14 protein-coding genes and 2 pseudogenes are annotated in these 15,884 nt (G+C 72.1%); 12 read left to right on the top strand and 4 right to left on the bottom strand.

Features of this window, described 5'->3' with window-relative positions:
• Window positions 1-37: 37 nt before the first annotated feature.
• From AB0P17_RS35705 to AB0P17_RS35665, 9 genes and pseudogenes are all read left to right on the top strand, one after another.
• Complete coding sequence (locus tag AB0P17_RS35705) at window positions 38-1,609, top strand: ABC transporter ATP-binding protein (protein WP_365817795.1); 1,572 nt, start codon at window positions 38-40, stop codon at window positions 1,607-1,609.
• Window positions 1,606-2,703: pseudogene (locus tag AB0P17_RS35700) on the top strand (ABC transporter permease); the annotation flags it as partial. The gene AB0P17_RS35705 and the pseudogene AB0P17_RS35700, both read left to right, overlap by 4 nt.
• 104 nt (window positions 2,704-2,807) lie before the next feature.
• Window positions 2,808-4,079 (top strand): ABC transporter permease, encoded by a 1,272-nt coding sequence (locus tag AB0P17_RS35695; RefSeq protein ID WP_365817793.1) that lies wholly within the window; start codon window positions 2,808-2,810, stop codon window positions 4,077-4,079.
• Window positions 4,076-4,567, top strand: coding sequence for a cytidine deaminase (locus tag AB0P17_RS35690; RefSeq protein WP_365817791.1), 492 nt, complete (start codon window positions 4,076-4,078; stop codon window positions 4,565-4,567). Before AB0P17_RS35695 ends, AB0P17_RS35690 begins: the two co-directional genes overlap by 4 nt.
• Before the next feature lie 81 nt (window positions 4,568-4,648).
• Window positions 4,649-5,926: a thymidine phosphorylase gene (locus AB0P17_RS35685; protein ID WP_365817789.1), complete on the top strand. Its 1,278-nt coding sequence runs from the start codon at window positions 4,649-4,651 to the stop codon at window positions 5,924-5,926.
• A 94-nt stretch (window positions 5,927-6,020) separates the two neighbouring features.
• Window positions 6,021-6,605 (top strand): Uma2 family endonuclease, encoded by a 585-nt coding sequence (locus AB0P17_RS35680; protein WP_365817787.1) that lies wholly within the window; start codon window positions 6,021-6,023, stop codon window positions 6,603-6,605.
• A 98-nt stretch (window positions 6,606-6,703) separates the two neighbouring features.
• Window positions 6,704-7,033 carry an STAS domain-containing protein gene (locus AB0P17_RS35675; protein WP_365817785.1) on the top strand — a complete coding sequence of 110 codons (330 nt, stop codon included), beginning with the start codon at window positions 6,704-6,706 and terminating at the stop codon, window positions 7,031-7,033.
• Between the two features lie 10 nt (window positions 7,034-7,043).
• Window positions 7,044-7,688, top strand: a complete 645-nt coding sequence (locus tag AB0P17_RS35670; RefSeq protein ID WP_365817783.1) for a class I SAM-dependent methyltransferase — start codon at window positions 7,044-7,046, stop codon at window positions 7,686-7,688.
• Between the two features lie 108 nt (window positions 7,689-7,796).
• Entirely contained in the window at window positions 7,797-9,386 is a 1,590-nt protein-coding gene (locus AB0P17_RS35665) for a carboxylesterase family protein (RefSeq protein WP_365817781.1), read from the top strand.
• A gap of 35 nt (window positions 9,387-9,421) precedes the next feature.
• Here AB0P17_RS35665 and AB0P17_RS35660 read toward each other — a convergent pair whose 3' ends face one another.
• Together AB0P17_RS35660 and AB0P17_RS35655 are read right to left on the bottom strand one after the other, a co-directional pair.
• The gene (locus tag AB0P17_RS35660; protein ID WP_365817779.1) at window positions 9,422-10,420 is read right to left on the bottom strand and encodes a sigma-70 family RNA polymerase sigma factor; all 999 of its coding nucleotides are present in this window, start codon (window positions 10,418-10,420) and stop codon (window positions 9,422-9,424) included.
• A 175-nt stretch (window positions 10,421-10,595) separates the two neighbouring features.
• Window positions 10,596-11,903 (bottom strand): MFS transporter, encoded by a 1,308-nt coding sequence (locus AB0P17_RS35655; protein WP_365817777.1) that lies wholly within the window; start codon window positions 11,901-11,903, stop codon window positions 10,596-10,598.
• Window positions 11,904-11,965: 62 nt separating this feature from the next.
• Here AB0P17_RS35655 and AB0P17_RS35650 point away from each other — a divergent pair, with 62 nt between their 5' ends.
• Complete coding sequence (locus AB0P17_RS35650) at window positions 11,966-13,060, top strand: LysR substrate-binding domain-containing protein (RefSeq protein WP_365817775.1); 1,095 nt, start codon at window positions 11,966-11,968, stop codon at window positions 13,058-13,060.
• A gap of 46 nt (window positions 13,061-13,106) precedes the next feature.
• Here AB0P17_RS35650 and AB0P17_RS35645 read toward each other — a convergent pair whose 3' ends face one another.
• Window positions 13,107-13,835, bottom strand: coding sequence for an alpha/beta hydrolase (locus AB0P17_RS35645; RefSeq protein WP_365817858.1), 729 nt, complete (start codon window positions 13,833-13,835; stop codon window positions 13,107-13,109).
• Window positions 13,836-14,036: 201 nt separating this feature from the next.
• On the opposite strand from AB0P17_RS35645, the gene AB0P17_RS35640 reads away from it, so the two are divergent.
• Window positions 14,037-15,170 (top strand): adenosine deaminase, encoded by a 1,134-nt coding sequence (locus tag AB0P17_RS35640; RefSeq protein ID WP_365817773.1) that lies wholly within the window; start codon window positions 14,037-14,039, stop codon window positions 15,168-15,170.
• A gap of 180 nt (window positions 15,171-15,350) precedes the next feature.
• Window positions 15,351-15,719: an ATP-binding protein gene (locus AB0P17_RS35635; RefSeq protein WP_365817771.1), complete on the top strand. Its 369-nt coding sequence runs from the start codon at window positions 15,351-15,353 to the stop codon at window positions 15,717-15,719.
• Between the two features lie 33 nt (window positions 15,720-15,752).
• Here the strand turns inward: AB0P17_RS35635 and AB0P17_RS35630 are convergent.
• Window positions 15,753-15,884, bottom strand: a pseudogene (locus AB0P17_RS35630) (succinyl-CoA--3-ketoacid-CoA transferase); the annotation flags it as partial.

Genomic DNA, 15,884 nt, shown 5'->3' with positions numbered 1-15,884 from the left:
AGAGTGCGTCATCAACGCGTCCAGCAGCCCTCCCGCCGTGGAGTTGCACGGCATCACCAAGCGGTTCCCCGGTGTCGTCGCCAACCACGACATCGACATCACCATCCGCAAGGGCACCGTCCACGCCCTCGTCGGCGAGAACGGGGCCGGCAAGTCGACCCTGATGAAGATCCTCTACGGCATGCAGAAGCCGGACGAGGGCACCATCACGATCGACGGTGAGCAGGCCGCCTTCGCCGGTCCCGCCGACGCCATCGCGCGCGGCATCGGCATGGTCCACCAGCACTTCATGCTCGCCGACAACCTCACCGTCCTGGAGAACGTCGTCCTCGGCGGCGAGAAGCTGCACGGCATCGGCACCAAGGCGCGCAAGAAGATCAAGGAGATCTCCGAGGCGTACGGTCTCGGAGTGCGGCCCGACGCCCTCGTCGAGGACCTCGGTGTCGCCGACCGTCAGCGCGTGGAGATCCTCAAGGTCCTCTACCGCGGCGCCCGCATCCTGATCCTCGACGAGCCCACCGCCGTCCTCGTCCCCCAGGAGGTCGACGCGCTCTTCGACAACCTGCGGGAGCTGAAGGCCGAGGGCCTCACCGTCATCTTCATCTCGCACAAGCTGGGCGAGGTGCTCTCCGTCGCCGACGACATCACCGTCATACGGCGCGGCACCACCGTGGGCACCGCCGACCCGGCGAACACCACCACCAAGCAACTCGCCGAGCTGATGGTCGGCAGCGAGCTGCCCTCGCCGGAGACCCGCGAGTCCACCGTCACGGACGTCCCGGTGCTCACCGTCGACGGACTGCGGCTGACCGCCACCGACCCCGACGGCGTCGTCCGCGAGGTCCTGGCCGGGATCGATGTCACCATCCACCGCGGCGAGGTCCTCGGCATCGCCGGCGTCGAGGGCAACGGCCAGACCGAGCTCATCGAGGCGCTGATGGGGATGCGCGACCCCGACGGCGGCGTGATCACCCTCGGCACCGAGGACATCTCGCACGCGCCCACCCGCAAGCGCCGCGAGAACGGCATCGGCTACATCCCCGAGGACCGGCACCGGCACGGCCTGCTCCTGGAGTCCCCGCTCTGGGAGAACCGCATCCTCGGCCATGTCACCGAGCCGCCCAACAGCCGCGGCGGCCTCCTCGACCTCAAGGCGGCCCGCACCGACACCGAGCGGATCGTGCGCGAGTACGACGTCCGCACCCCCGGCATCGAGGTCACCGCGGCCTCGCTGTCCGGCGGCAACCAGCAGAAGCTGATCGTCGGCCGCGAGATGAGCCACCGTCCCAAGCTGCTGATCGCCGCGCACCCCACCCGCGGGGTGGACGTCGGCGCGCAGGCGCAGATCTGGGACCAGATCCGCGAGGCCCGCCGCGAGGGCCTGGCCGTACTCCTCGTCTCCGCCGACCTCGACGAGCTGATCGGGCTCTCCGACACCCTGCGGGTCATGTACCGCGGCCGTCTCGTCGCCGACGCGGACCCCGCCACCATCACGCCGGAGGAACTGGGCTCGGCCATGACCGGCGCCGCCCGCGGCCACCTGGAGGCACCGGCGGAGAGCGCGGCCCCGCACACCGACGGCGCGAGCCCGGAGGACGACGCCCGATGAAGAAATTCGACAAGGACCGGCTGATCCTGGGCTTCGCGGGACCGGTGCTCGCACTGGTCGTCGCCGTCGCCCTCACCACGGTGGTGCTGCTCGTCTCGGGCACCAACCCGGTCGAGCCGTACCGCATCATGTTCGAGTCGGCCTGGTACGTCGACGTACAGGTGCTGATCGTCAACCAGGCCGGAACGTACTACCTGGCCGCCCTCGCCGTGGCCATCGGCTTCCGGATGAACCTGTTCAACATCGGGGTCGACGGCCAGTACCGGCTCGCCGCGATGACGGCCGCGCTCGTCGGCGCCAGCGTCGATCTGCCGGGGCCGCTCCAGATCGCCCTGATCGTGATCGTCGCCATGCTCGTCGGCGCCCTCTGGTCCGGGATCGCGGGCATCCTCAAGACGACCCGCGGGGTGAGCGAGGTCGTCTCCACGATCATGCTCAACTCGATCGCCACCAGCCTGGTCGCCTGGCTGATCCTGCCGAAGAACTTCGGTGTCCAGCCCCCCGGTTCCAACAACCTGACCACCGGCGACATCCCGCGGTCCGGCTGGTTCCCCGGCCTGGACATGGGCATCGAGGCCGGTGAGATCTACGGCTTCACCTTCGTCGCCGCCGCCTGCGGCATCGTCTACTGGTTCGTCCTCGGCCGCACCCGCTTCGGCTTCGACCTGCGCGCCACCGGCGCCAGCGAGAGCGCGGCCCAGGCCTCCGGCGTCGACGCCAAGAAGATGGTCCTCACCGCGATGCTGGTCTCCGGCGGGATCGCCGGACTCGCCGGGATGCCGACCCTGCTGGGCGACACCCACACGTACAGCCTCGACTTCCCCACCGGCGTCGGCTTCACCGGCATCACCATCGCGCTGCTGGGCCGGAACAACCCGCTGGGCATCGCGTTCAGCGCGCTGCTGATCGCCTTCCTCGACAAGTCGTCGGCCTCCCTCGACCAGTTCGGGTACGAGAAGGAGATCGCCACGATCATGCAGGGCCTGATCGTGATCTCGGTCGTGGTCAGCTACGAACTCGTCCGCCGCTACGGGCTCCGCCGCCAGCAGCAGAAGGTCGGCGAGGAACTCGCCGCGGGCGGCGCCCTCACCACGGCGGCCACGCCGGACCACGGCCCGTCGGACAGCGACCCGTCGCAGAGCGCCTCACCGAGCGCCTCGTCGGGCGACGACAAGACCGAGAAGGAGGGGTCCGCGCTGTGACCACGACCACGAGCACCGTCTCCGCCACGAGCGCCGCCCCGAAGAAGAGCGGCGGCCGGCCCGCGCTCTCCCTCCCCGTCATCCTGCTGATCATCGCCGGCGCGCTCGCGCTGGTCTCGCTCGTACGGCTGATCAGCGGCGCCAACGACATCACCTCCGTCGGCCAGGTCGCCGGCGCCCTCGAACTCGCCATCCCCATCGGCCTCGCCGGACTCGGCGGCCTGTGGGCCGAGCGCGCGGGCGTCGTCAACATCGGCCTCGAAGGGATGATGGTCCTCGGCACCTGGTTCGGCGCCTGGGCCGGCTACCAGTGGGGCCCCTGGACCGGCGTCCTCTTCGGCATCATCGGCGGCGCGCTCGGCGGGCTGCTGCACGCCGTCGTCACCGTCTCCTTCGGCGTGAACCACATCGTCTCCGGCGTGGCCATCAACATCCTCGCCGTCGGCGCCACCCGCTACCTCTCCAAGTTCACCTTCGACGCGGCCGAGGGCGGCTCCTCCAAGCAGTCCCCCCGCGTCGACTCGATCACCGAGATCACCATCCCCGGACTCTCCGACTGGATGCAGGACCTCCAGGCCAGACACTGGTTCCTCGTCTCCGACCTCGCCGGCCTGGTGGGCGGCCTGGTCACCGGCCTCTCGCTGCTCACCGTCGTCGCCCTGCTGCTGATCCCCGGCACCTGGTGGCTGCTGTGGCGTACGGCGTTCGGCCTGCGCCTGCGCTCCTGCGGCGAGAACCCGGTCGCCGCGGAATCCCTCGGCGTCAACGTCTACAAGTACAAGTACATCGCCGTCGTCGTCTCCGGCGGCCTCGCCGGGCTCGGCGGCGCCTTCCTCGCCATCGTCTCCACCGGCATCTACCAGGAGGGCCAGACCGGCGGGCGCGGCTACATCGGCCTCGCCGCGATGATCTTCGGCAACTGGATGCCGGGCGGCATGGCCCTGGGCGCCGGGCTCTTCGGCTTCACCGACAGCCTCAAGCTGCGCGGCGGCGCCGAGAACGTCCACGCGATGCTGCTGCTCCTCGCGATCCTGCTGGTGCTGGTCGTCTGCTGGCAGCTCTACAAGAAGAAGTACCTGCCCGCGGTGATCTCGGCGGCCGTCTCGGCCCTGCTCTTCGTCTGGTACGCGCTGACCGACCAGGTGCCCAGCCAGTTCGTGGACGCCGCGCCGTACGTCACCACGCTGCTGGTCCTCGCGCTCTCCGCGCAACGGCTCAGGATGCCCAAGGCGGACGGACTCCCGTACCGGAAGGGCCAAGGGAAATGACGGCGCCGGGCGCGCCGGCCGGGGCTTCGGCCCCGGCCCCGGGCGAGGTGGACTGGGAGGCGCTGCGGGCGGCGGCGCGGGACGCGATGTCCCGCGCGTACGCCCCGTACTCCGGCTTCCCGGTCGGGGTCGCGGCGCTCGCGGTGGCCGGCGACGGCGCCCCGGTCCGCACGCTCACCGGCTGCAACGTCGAGAACGCCTCGTACGGCCTCGGACTCTGCGCCGAGTGCGGGCTGATCTCCGCGCTCCAGCTCAGCGGCGGCGGCCGGCTCACCCACTTCACCTGCGTCGACGGCGCGGGGGAGGTGCTGGTGCCGTGCGGACGCTGCCGGCAGCTGCTGTACGAGTTCGGCGGCCCGGAGCTGGTCATGGAGACCCCGGACGGAATCCGCACCCTCGCCGACCTGCTCCCGCAGGCCTTCGGCCCCGGCCACCTGAAGAACGGTCCGTCGGGGAACGGCCGACCGGGGAACGGCCGGTCCCACTGAACCCGGCCCCGGCCCCGCCGCGATCCGGCGGCGCCGGGGCCGCTGTACGTACGTAAGCCAAACGCAAGGATTAGGACCGCCATGGACGTCATCTCCGTCATCCGCACCAAGCGCGACCGGGGCGAACTGAGCCCGGAGCAGATCGATTGGGTGATCGACGCCTACACGCGCGGCGAGGTCGCCGACGAGCAGATGTCGGCGCTGGCGATGGCCATCCTGCTCAACGGCATGAACCGTACGGAGATCGCCCGCTGGACCGCCGCCATGATCGCCTCCGGCGAGCGCATGGACTTCTCCGCGCTGTCCCGCCCCACCGCCGACAAGCACTCCACGGGCGGCGTCGGCGACAAGATCACCCTCCCGCTGGCCCCGCTGGTCGCCGCGTGCGGCGCCGCCGTACCGCAGCTCAGCGGGCGCGGTCTCGGCCACACCGGCGGCACCCTCGACAAGCTGGAGGCCATCCCGGGCTGGCGGGCCCTGCTCTCCAACGCCGAGATGCTGGATGTCCTCGACACCACCGGCGCGGTCATCTGCGCGGCGGGCGACGGACTGGCCCCCGCCGACAAGAAGCTGTACGCGCTCCGGGACGTCACCGGCACCGTCGAGGCGATCCCGCTGATCGCCTCCTCCATCATGTCGAAGAAGATCGCCGAGGGCACCGGCTCGCTGGTCCTGGACGTCAAGGTCGGCTCCGGCGCCTTCATGAAGACCATCGAGGACGCCCGCGAACTCGCCGCCACCATGGTCGGCCTGGGCACCGACCACGGCGTACGGACCGTCGCGCTCCTCACCGACATGTCCACCCCGCTCGGGCTCACCGCGGGCAACGCCCTGGAGGTCCGCGAGTCCGTCGAGGTGCTGGCCGGCGGCGGCCCGGCCGACGTGGTGGAACTGACCCTGGCCCTGGCGCGCGAAATGCTCGACGCGGCGGGCCTGAAGGACGCCGACCCGGCGAAGGCCCTCGCCGACGGCTCCGCGATGGACGTCTGGCGCCGGATGATCGCGGCACAGGGCGGCGACCCGGACGCGGCCCTCCCGGTCGCCCGCGAACAGCAGGTCGTCACGGCCCCGGCCACGGGCGTCCTGACCCGCCTCGACGCGTACGGCGTGGGCGTCGCTGCCTGGCGCCTGGGCGCGGGCCGCGCCCGCAAGGAGGACCCGGTCCAGGCGGGCGCGGGCATCGAACTCCACGCGAAGCCGGGCGACCGGGTGACCGCGGGCCAGCCCCTGCTGACGCTGCACACGGACACCCCGGAGAAGTTCGCGTACGCGGCCGAGGCCCTGGAGGGCACGTACGACATCAGCCCGGCGGGCACGGCGTACGCGACCACGCCGGTGGTGCGGGAACGTATCGCCTGACCTGCGGTTTCCTCATTCGGGTGAACGGGATCGGTGGACGGCCGCCGGTCCCGTTCGGCATGCTGGAATCGGTGACACAACGAAGGAGACCGCCATGAGCGCACTCACCGTCGACCACGAGCCCGAGCAGGGCTGGGACGACCTCGTCCGTCTCTGGAAGGAGAAGGACGCACCCGAGGGCTGCAAGGTGGAGATCATCGAGGGGATCATCACCGTGTCACCGACGCCGTCCTGGGACCACAACTCGACTGCTGACAGCGTGCAGCGGCTTCTGTACGCGGTGATCCCGAGCGACTGGAGAATCTTCCAGACGCAGGAAGCGGCGGTACCGGGTCGCAAGGGCCTCTACATCCCTGACCTGATGGTGGCGGCGGAGGAGGATCGGCCCGTGCCCGGGGAGCTGTTTCCCGTGAGCCGGGCGAAGCTCGTTGTGGAGATCACCTCACGCAGCAACGCCAACCACGACCGCATCGCCAAGGCGCACGGCTATGCCCAGGCAGGCGTTCCGCTCTACCTGCTCCTCGATCCCTGGGTGTCGGACAGTCCGACCGCCACGCTCTACGGCGAGCCGGAGGGCGGTACATACCGCACCCTCCAGGCGGTCGAATACGGGGGCAAGCTCACCCTCCCCGCCCCCTTCGACCTGGCCATCGACACCTCCGAGCTGCCTGTCAGCTGACGGCCCGCCCCGCAGGCCACCCCGGCGGCCTCCCGCGGCGTACGGGCCGTGCACGGGCCGCTGCGATGAGTTCCGGGTGTGGGACCGGTCTCCCTGGTGTGGATGCCAGTGATCCGATCGTTCTCGTCGTCGCGGGACATGTCACCCCCGACGACGTCCCCCGGCTTCGCGCCGAGCTGGCCGGGCGGCTGTCCGAGGCCGGCCCCGCCGAGGCCGTCGTCTGTGACGTCACCGGGCTGCGGCGGCCGAACCTGGCGGCCGTCGACGTACTCGCCGCGCTCCGGCTCGACGCCCGCAGGCAGGGCCGCCCGCTGCGGCTGCGCGGTGTGGGGCGTGAGCTGTGGCTGCTGCTGGATCTGGTGGGACTGGCGGGCATGGTGGGGATGGCGGGGACCGCCGAGCGGGAGGGCGTGGCGGGGGAGGGGTAGGGTCCCCGGCGTGACCGAGCCGACCTATCTGAGTGAGACCCGGGCGTCGTACGACACCGTCGCCGTCGACTACGCCGCGCTCGTACGCCCCGCGTTCGAGAGGGATGTGCTGGGGCGGGCGATGCTGGGCGCCTTCGCCGCGCTCGTACGGGCCGCCGGGGGGCGTCCTGTCGCCGATGTGGGGTGCGGTCCCGGTCATGTGACGGCGTATCTGCGCTCCCTCGGGGCGGCCGCGTTCGGGGTGGAGCTGTCCCCGGGGATGGTCGGCGTCGCCCGGCGGGCCCATCCGGAGCTGCGCTTCGACATCGGGACGATGACGGCCCTGGAGTCGGCGGACGGCGCACTCGGCGGCGTGGTCGCCTGGTACTCGATCATCCACCTCCCGCGTGACGTACTCCCGGCGGTGTTCGACGAGTTCCACCGGGTGCTCGCTCCCGGCGGCCATCTCCTGCTCGGCTTCCACGTCGGTGACGAACGGCGGCGCAAGGAGGAGGGGTACGGGGGCCACCCCATGTCCCTCGATGTCCATCTGCTGCCGCCCGGCCGCATCGCGGAGCTGGCGACGGGCGCCGGGCTCGTCGTGGACGCCACGCTGATCAGGGAGCCGGAGGCGCGGGTCCCGCAGGCCTGCCTGCTGATCCGCAAGCCGGCCTGACCCGCGGAACGCCAGGAACCCGGACGCGCGGCCCGGACGTTGGGAGGGTGCGTCGTGTGCGGCGTACCCCGCCGACCCGCCCGGTCGGCCCGGCCGAGAGGACTTCCGATGACCGCTGCCGATTCCGCGGAGACGGAGACAGGGACGGCGACCGGTACGGAGCTGAGCCTCGCCGCCGGGAGAGTGCGGGGCCGCCTGGAGGGTGGCGTCGCCGTCTTCCGCGGCATCCCGTACGCGCAACCGCCGGTCGGCGCCCTGCGGTTCGCCGCGCCGCGCCCCGCCACCGGCTGGGCGGGGGTGCGGGACGCCCGGGAGTACGGGCCGCCGTGCCCGCAGGCGGTGGTACCGAATGAGATCGGGCGGCCTGTTGGCGACGGCGAGGGGGACGCGGCCGCGCGGGTGGACGAGTGGCTGACGGTCAACGTCTGGTCGCCCGCACTCCCCGGTACGGACCGCGCCGCCGGGCTGCCGGTCATGGTGTGGATCCACGGAGGCGCGTACATGTCGGGGACCGCGGGTGACGCCGGTTATGACGGCGGTCGGCTCGCCCGCGACGGCGGCGTGGTCGTGGTCACCCTCAACTACCGCGTCGGGGTGGAGGGTTTCGCCTGGATCGAGGGGGCGCCCGCCAACCGTGGCCTGCTCGACCAGGTCGCCGCCCTGGAGTGGGTACGGGACAACATCACCGCGTTCGGCGGCGACCCCGGCCGGGTCACCGTCTTCGGGGAGTCGGCGGGCGCGGGTTCGATCGCCGCGCTGCTGGTCATGGAGCGGGCGGCGGGGCTGTTCTCGCGGGCCATCGCGCAGAGCGTGCCCGGTACCTACTTCTCGCCCGAGCTGGCCGCCGATCTCTCCACCGCGATCGCCGCCGAACTGGGCCCGGACGTCCGGCCGACGGTGGCGGAGCTGGCGGCGTTCGCGCCCGACCGGCTGGTCACCGCGGGTGAGGCGGTCGCGCGTACGATGCCCGCCCGGGAGGACCGCTGGGGCGCGGTCGCCCGTACGGCTGTGCCGTACTCACCGGTGGTCGACGGCGATGTACTGCCGCGCGCGCCCTGGGAGGCGCTGGCGGACGGTGCCGCGCGGGACGTCGAGCTGATCGTCGGCCACAACCGCGACGAGTACCGGCTGTTCAGCGCCATGGCCGGACAGCTCGGCCAGGTCACCGAGGAGCAGGCGCGTGACCTCCTGCGGGCCTTCGGACCGGTCGCCGACAGCGCCGCGGCCTACCGCGCCGCCCATCCGGCCGCCGACGCCGAACGGCTGCACGAACTCGTCTTCTCCGACTGGCTGTTCCGGATGCCCAGCCTCCATCTCGCGCGGGCGCACGCGGACGGCGGGGGCGTCGTCCGCTGCTACGAATTGACCTGGCCGGCCCCCGCGATGGGCGGCGCTCTCGGGGCCTGTCACGCCCTGGACGTACCGCTGACCTTCGGCAACCTCACGGGCCGGCTCGCGACGATGCTGATGGGGGAGGAGCCGCCGGCGGAGGCGGAGGCCCTGTCGGCCCGCTTCCGCGCCGAATGGGCCGCGTTCGCCGCGGGTCGTACGCAGTGGCCTCCGTACGACCCGAAGCGGCCGCGCGTCCTCGTCCTCGACGGCGCGGCGAACGCGGTCACCGACTACCCGGAGGAGGCCTCCCGGCTGCTCTGGGAGGCCCACCGGTTCGCGCCCCTGCCCCTGCCCGCCGCGGGGTGAGGGGCAGGGGAGAGGGCCGCAGGCAGGAGTGACGCCTACCCCTGCCCGTCCTTCTCCTTCTCCAGCCGCATCGGCAGATCGAAGAGCGGGAACCACCGCGCGGTGTCCAGGAAGCAGTGCATCGTGGAGATCCGGCCGTCCTCGATCTCGATGATCTGGAGCGCCCACGGCAGATACCCGTCGCCCGACTCGGTGGGCTTGTAATGCGCGAAGGCCGGCGTCCCGTTGGCGAACGTCGGCAGCAGCCGCGAGCCACGGCAGCCGGCGCCCGGGCCGAGCATCCAGGCCACGATGTCGTCGTGCCCCTGGAGCCAGAGGTCGAACGGCGGCATGGTGAACTTCGCGTCGTCGTGGAGCAGCGCCGTCAGCGCCTTCATGTCATAGCCCTCGAAGGCCGTGACGTACCGCTCCAGCAGCGCCTTCTGCTCCTCGTCCAGCGGGTCCGACGTCTCCGTCGTGGCCGGTTCCGACTCGGCGATCGTCGCGCGGGCCCGCTGGAGCGCGCTGTTGACGGAGGCGACCGTCGTGTCCAGCAGTTCGGCGACCTCGCTCGCCTTCCACGCCAGCACCTCGCGAAGGATCAGCACGGCGCGCTGCTTGGGCGGGAGATGCTGGAGCGCCGCGACGAACGCCAGCCGGATCGACTCCCGGGACACCGCGGCCTCCGCCGGGTCCGCCATCGACGGCAGGACCCGGCCGTCCGGCACCGGCTCCAGCCAGACGATCTCCGGCTGCGGGTTGAGCTGGGCCTGGGCCACCGGGGTGGGGCCGCTGAGGTCCATGGGACGGGCCCTGCGGTTGCCCGCCGTGAGCATGTCCAGGCAGACATTGGTGGCGATGCGGTAGAGCCAGGACCGGAGCGAGGAGCGGCCCTCGAACTTGTCGAAGCTCTTCCACGCGCGCACCATCGTGTCCTGCACGGCGTCCTCGGCCTCGAACGCGGAACCGAGCATGCGGTAGCAGTAGCCGGTCAGCTCCGTTCGGTGCTTCTCCAGCCGGACGTCCAGATCTTGTGTTGCGGCACTCTCGCTCACGGCGTCACCCCGGTAGCCCGTCCCACCCGTAGAAACCAGTCATGCGTCACTGGTGACCAGTCTTCCGGAAGCCGCCGCCCCGCGCAGACAGATGGCGCGGATTCCGCCGTCTTCACGCTGTTTTACGGGGCGCTGTCTTACCGGGCGCTTCCTTACGGGGCACGTCCTTACGGGGCTACGAGAGCGCCAGGCGCTGCTCGGCGCGCGCGACCCGTGTCCCGTACAGCGTGATCGAGACGACCCCGAGCACCGCCACGAGCCCCAGCGCCACCGTCGCGGCCCAGCCGCCCGCGTGGAAGGCGATCGCGCCGAGCGTGCCGCCCGCGCTGCTGCCCAGGTAGTACGACGACTGGTAGAGCGCCGACGCCTGCGCCCGCGCCGTCTTCGCCGTACGGCTCACGGCGGACGAGGCGACCGCGTGGCCCGCGAAGAAGCCCGCCGTGATCAGGACCAGGCCCAGCAGGACGGCGGCGAGCGCGTCCGCGAGGGAGAGCAGCAGCCCCGCCGTCGTCGTACCGACGGCCAGGTAGAGCGCGCCGCGCCGCCCCAGCCGCGCGACCAGCCGGCCGGCCGCCGCCGAGGAGACCGTACCCACGAGGTAGACCAGGAAGATCGAGCCGATGACGCCCTGCGGCAGGCTGAACGGCGCCTCCACCAGCCGGTAGCCGATCACGGTGTAGACCGCGCCGAAGACCGTCATGAACAGCCCGCCGATCGCGTACAGCCGGCGCAGCAGCGGATCGGCGAGATGGCCGGCCACCGTCCGCGCCAGCCCCGCCGGGCTGAGCGAGCGCGGGTGGAAGTTCCGTGCCTTCGGCAGCAGGATCCGGAAGGCCACGGCGCACGCCACGGCCATCAGACCGACCGCGCCCAGCGCCGCGCGCCACCCCCAGAGCTGGGCGACCCAGCCGGTGACGATCCGGCCGCTCATGCCGCCGACGCTGTTGCCCGCGACGAACAGCCCGATCGCGGCGACCAGCGCCTTCGGCCGGACCTCCTCCGCGAGATACGCCATCGCGGAGGCAGGCAGCCCCGCGAGCGCCGCGCCCTGCACGGCGCGCAGCGCGACCAGGGACTCCACGTTGGGCGCGAACGGCACCAGCAGCCCGACCGCCACCGCGACCGCCAGCGAGACGGTCATCAGGGTGCGCCGCCCGAACCGCTCGGACAGCGCGCTCAGCGGCAGTACGAAGACGGCCAGCGCGCCCGTCGCCGCCGACACCGTCCAGCTCGCCTGGCTCGCCGTGACACCGAGCCCGGCGGAGATCGCGGGCAGCAGCGCCTGCGTGGAGTAGAGGAGGGCGAAGGTCGCGACCCCGGCGGCGAAGAGCGCGAAGCTCATCCGGCGGTAGCCGGGGCGGCCGGGGGAGAGAAGCGAGTCCGAGGGCTTCTCGACCGGGGACGTGCGGGTCGAGGACGTCGGAGCGGACGGCGCGGCGGAGGCACCCGGGGTGGCGGGTGCCTCGGTACTGACGGAAGGCATATCTCGAAGGTAGGCACCGCGGCCTCATGCGTCCAATGCATGGAATGGCGATAATCGTTCCCATGGCGCATGAACACAGCTCGCGGCCCCGGCTGTCACGGAACAGTGACGAACAGGACATGGATCACACGCCCGGCAACACGCCCGGCAACACCCCCGGCAACACCCCTGGCAACACCCCCGGCCGAACGCCCGGCACTTCGCCCGCCCGGCCGCCCGGCAACCCGCCCCCGAGAGTCGCGGAACTGGACCCCGCGTCCTGGTCCGCCGTCCTCGCCCCGCGCCTCGCCTCCTTCGCCGGGGTGGCCCGCCACGAACACGTCACCCGCGCCGCGCGGGACATGGGCGTCCCTCAGTCCACCCTCTCCCGGGCGATGGTCCGGCTCGAACAGGACCTGGGCGTCGCGCTGTTCGCCCGCATCGGCCGTACGGTCGCGCTCACCCCCGCGGGCCGGACGTTCCTCGCCTCCGTCGAGCGGGCCCTCGGCGAGGTCGAGCGGGCCGCCGAATCGGTCCGCGCCGACGCCGACCCGGCCTCCGGCAAGGTCGCCTTCGGCTTTCTGCACACCATGGGCTCCGAGACGGTACCCGGCCTGATCAGGGCCTTCCGCGTCGACCACCCCCGGGTACGGTTCCAGCTCGTCCAGAACTACGGCGAGGCGATGATCGAGCGCATGCGCGCGGGCGAACTCGACCTCTGCCTCACCTCACCCGTCCCCGACGCCCCCGACCTGGCCGCCCGCCGCCTCGACGAGCAGCGGCTGCGTCTCGTCGTCCCCGACGACCACCGGCTCGCCCGGCGCCGCCGTGTCCGCCTCGCCGAGGCCGCCGACGAAACGTTCGTCACCCTGGAGCCGGGGTACGGGCTGCGCCGGATCACCGACGACCTCTGCGCCGAGGCGGGGTTCCGGCCCCGCGTCGCCTTCGAGGGCGAGGAGGCGGAAACACTGCGCGGCCTGGTCGCGGCCGGCCTCGGCGTCGCCCTGCTGCCACCCCCGGCGGTGGCCCGCCCCGGGGTCGTCGAACTGACGGTCACGGCGCCGCGCGCGGTACGGGAGATCGGCGTCGCCTGGCTCGACGGCCACCCGGACACCCCGCCGGTGGCCGCCTTCAAACGCTTCCTGCTCTCGCGCCGCGGCCAACTCCTGCCGGACTAGGCCCGTTTGTTCGGATCAGGCCGTCATGGAGCGTGCCGCGCACGGCTCACGGCCGCAGCGACCGCCCGAACCCCGCCGCCAGCGGCATCCGCAGCCCCAGCGGCGGCGGCGCCGCCAGCGCGTCCGCCACCGGCCGTGAGTAGGCCCGCGACAGCAGCGAGCCGAGGACGAAGTCCGAGGCCAGTGCCAGGACTTCGGAGTGGTGCTGGCGCAGCGCGTGGCCGTCCGAGTGGACCTCGAAGCGGCAGATGTCGCGGCTCGTCTTCTTGGCGCGCTCGGCCAGCCGGTAGGAGAGTTCCGGGTCCGTCCGCGCGTCGTTGGTGCCGTGCATGATCAGCACCCGGCGTCCCACGAGCTGCCGTACCGGCTCCGGTTCGGCGGCCCGGTCGTCCTCCGGCAGCCACGGGGCCATCGCCAGCACCGAGTTGACGGCGGTGTGATCGGCCGCCCGCAGCGCCGCCCGGCCGCCCATCCCGTGCCCCACCAGGCAGACGGGGACGTCCCCGTACCGCTGTACGACCTCCTCCGCCGCCCAGCGGGCATCCGCGGCGAGGTGTGCCTCCGTACCGTTCCAGCCGCGCCGCCCGTACCGCACCACGTGCGCCACCAGACCCTCCGCCCCGCCCGCCGCGGCCAGGGAGCGGGCGAGCGGCAGCATCCGCGCGTGGGCGAGGAAGGAGGCCCCTTTGGCCGACACCGGTTCACCCGGAGGGAGGACGAGGATCACGCCCCCCACCGCCGCGTCCGCGGCCGGTGAGGCGACCGCCCTTCCCAGTCGCGCCCGCGGCTCCGCGCGCCGCGCGCGTGCCCAACCGTCCCGGCCTGCCGTACGTCCCCCCGGCGCGGGAACCGCTTGCTGTCCCATAACAGAACAGTCTCAGAAGGACGGGTGTACGCCACCCGTCCGCACGGTCACTGTTACGTATCGTCCGGCTGTACTCTACGCGCGTAGGAAGAGAAGCGTTAGAGTTCATGGATGACGAGCCAGACGTACCGTCCGCCCACCGCCGACCAGATCCGCCGCGCCCCCAAGGTCCTGCTCCACGACCATCTCGACGGTGGACTGCGTCCCGGCACGATCATCGACCTCGCCCGCGCGGCCGGCTACGACGCCCTGCCGGAGCAGGAGTCCGGCAAGCTCGGCCTCTGGTTCCGGGAGGCCGCCGACTCCGGCTCCCTGGAGCGCTATCTGGAGACGTTCGCCCACACCTGCGCCGTGATGCAGACCCGTGACGCGCTCTTCCGGGTCGCCGCCGAGTGCGCCCAGGACCTCGCCGAGGACGGCGTCGTCTACGCGGAGGTGCGGTACGCGCCCGAGCAGCACCTCGACGGGGGGCTCACCCTCGAAGAGGTCGTCGAAGCCGTCAACGAGGGCTTCCGCGAAGGCGAGCGCCTCGCCCGCGCCGACGGCCACCGGATCCGCGTCGGCGCGCTGCTCACCGCGATGCGGCACGCGGCCCGCGCCCTGGAGATCGCCGAACTCGCCAACCGCTACCGGGACTCGGGTGTGGTCGGCTTCGACATCGCGGGCGCCGAGGCCGGCTTCCCGCCCACCCGGCACCTCGACGCGTTCGAGTACCTGAAGCGCGAGAACAACCACTTCACGATCCACGCGGGCGAGGCGTTCGGGCTCCCCTCCATCTGGCAGGCGCTCCAGTGGTGCGGCGCGGACCGGCTCGGCCACGGCGTGCGCATCATCGACGACATCGAGGTCGCGGAGGACGGCACGGTGACGCTGGGCCGGCTCGCCGCGTACGTACGGGACAAGCGCGTCCCGCTGGAGATGTGCCCCAGCTCCAACCTCCAGACCGGCGCGGCGGCCTCCATCGCGGACCACCCCATCGGGCTGCTGCGCAAGCTGCACTTCCGGACGACGGTCAACACCGACAACCGGCTGATGAGTGCCACGAGCATGAGCCGGGAATTCGAGCTGCTGGTCGACGCCTTCGATTACACGCTCGACGACATGCAATGGTTCACAGTCAATGCGATGAAATCAGCATTCATTCCTTTCGATGAACGACTGGCCATGATCAATGACGTGATCAAGCCCGGATATGCCGAGCTGAAATCCGAATGGCTGTTTAGGCAGACCACTGTGACCAGCTAAAACCTTCCCGATGCGGTTCGAACGGCGGGAATACTGGGGAATGCCGGACGGCCGGGAACACGTGTTTCCGGCCGCCTCCGGGTATTTGCGGGACGGGTGCGCGGCTGACTACCTTGCAGAGCCGCTCAGCGCTCTTACGGTCCATCCGTTTCCCCGAGTCCTCAAGGAATCAAGATCCCGATGAAGCAGTCCGCCGCCAAGACCCTCGGTGTCGCCGCCCTCGGCGCCGCCTTCGCCGCAGCCGCCGCGGGCAGCGCCTGCGCCGCGCCCGCCGTCCCGGACGCGGGCGCCGCGCTCGGCACCGTCGGCTCCGTCAGCAAGACCCTCCCCGTGGAGGATCTGGGCAAGCAGCTCCCCGCGCCCCTGCCCGAGGTGACCAACGCCGCCGGAAGCGCCGTCGACACCCTGGAGTTCACCACGCCGTACGCGCTCGACGCCGTCGACGCGGGCGTCGGCGCCAACCCCCTGACGGCGCTGCTCGGCGGCCTGCCGGTGCAGGGCCTGCTCGGCGGCGGCAACGGGATCAACGGCATCCCGCTCGGGGGCTGATCCCGGCCGGATCCCCGTCCGTCCGGGACCACCGTCCAGGACACCACGCGGTGGGGCCGCGTACCCCGGTAGCGCCACGCCGCCCTCGCCGTCGTACCGCCAGGGCAGACCGCCCTCCGCGACCTGGGTGCCGACACCGGCGGGGGTGTAGAAGGCGGGGATGCC

Origin of the sequence: Streptomyces sp. NPDC088124 (assembly GCF_040685895.1) — a bacterium.
Classification (GTDB): Bacteria; Actinomycetota; Actinomycetes; order Streptomycetales; family Streptomycetaceae; genus Streptomyces.
Note: the sequence above shows the minus strand (reverse complement) of the source record. Positions and strands in the feature narration are given on the sequence as shown.

Excerpts from the sequence above, each read along its gene's own strand:
- AB0P17_RS35690 (WP_365817791.1), top strand. The coding sequence starts at position 4,076 with ATGACGGCGCCGGGCGCGCCGGCCGGGGCTTCGGCCCCGGCCCCGGGC.
- AB0P17_RS35685 (WP_365817789.1), top strand. The coding sequence starts at position 4,649 with ATGGACGTCATCTCCGTCATCCGCACCAAGCGCGACCGGGGCGAACTG.
- AB0P17_RS35680 (WP_365817787.1), top strand. The coding sequence starts at position 6,021 with ATGAGCGCACTCACCGTCGACCACGAGCCCGAGCAGGGCTGGGACGAC.
- AB0P17_RS35665 (WP_365817781.1), top strand. The coding sequence starts at position 7,797 with ATGACCGCTGCCGATTCCGCGGAGACGGAGACAGGGACGGCGACCGGT.
- AB0P17_RS35655 (WP_365817777.1), bottom strand. The coding sequence starts at position 11,903 with ATGCCTTCCGTCAGTACCGAGGCACCCGCCACCCCGGGTGCCTCCGCC.
- AB0P17_RS35650 (WP_365817775.1), top strand. The coding sequence starts at position 11,966 with ATGGCGCATGAACACAGCTCGCGGCCCCGGCTGTCACGGAACAGTGAC.
- AB0P17_RS35640 (WP_365817773.1), top strand. The coding sequence starts at position 14,037 with ATGACGAGCCAGACGTACCGTCCGCCCACCGCCGACCAGATCCGCCGC.
- AB0P17_RS35635 (WP_365817771.1), top strand. The coding sequence starts at position 15,351 with ATGAAGCAGTCCGCCGCCAAGACCCTCGGTGTCGCCGCCCTCGGCGCC.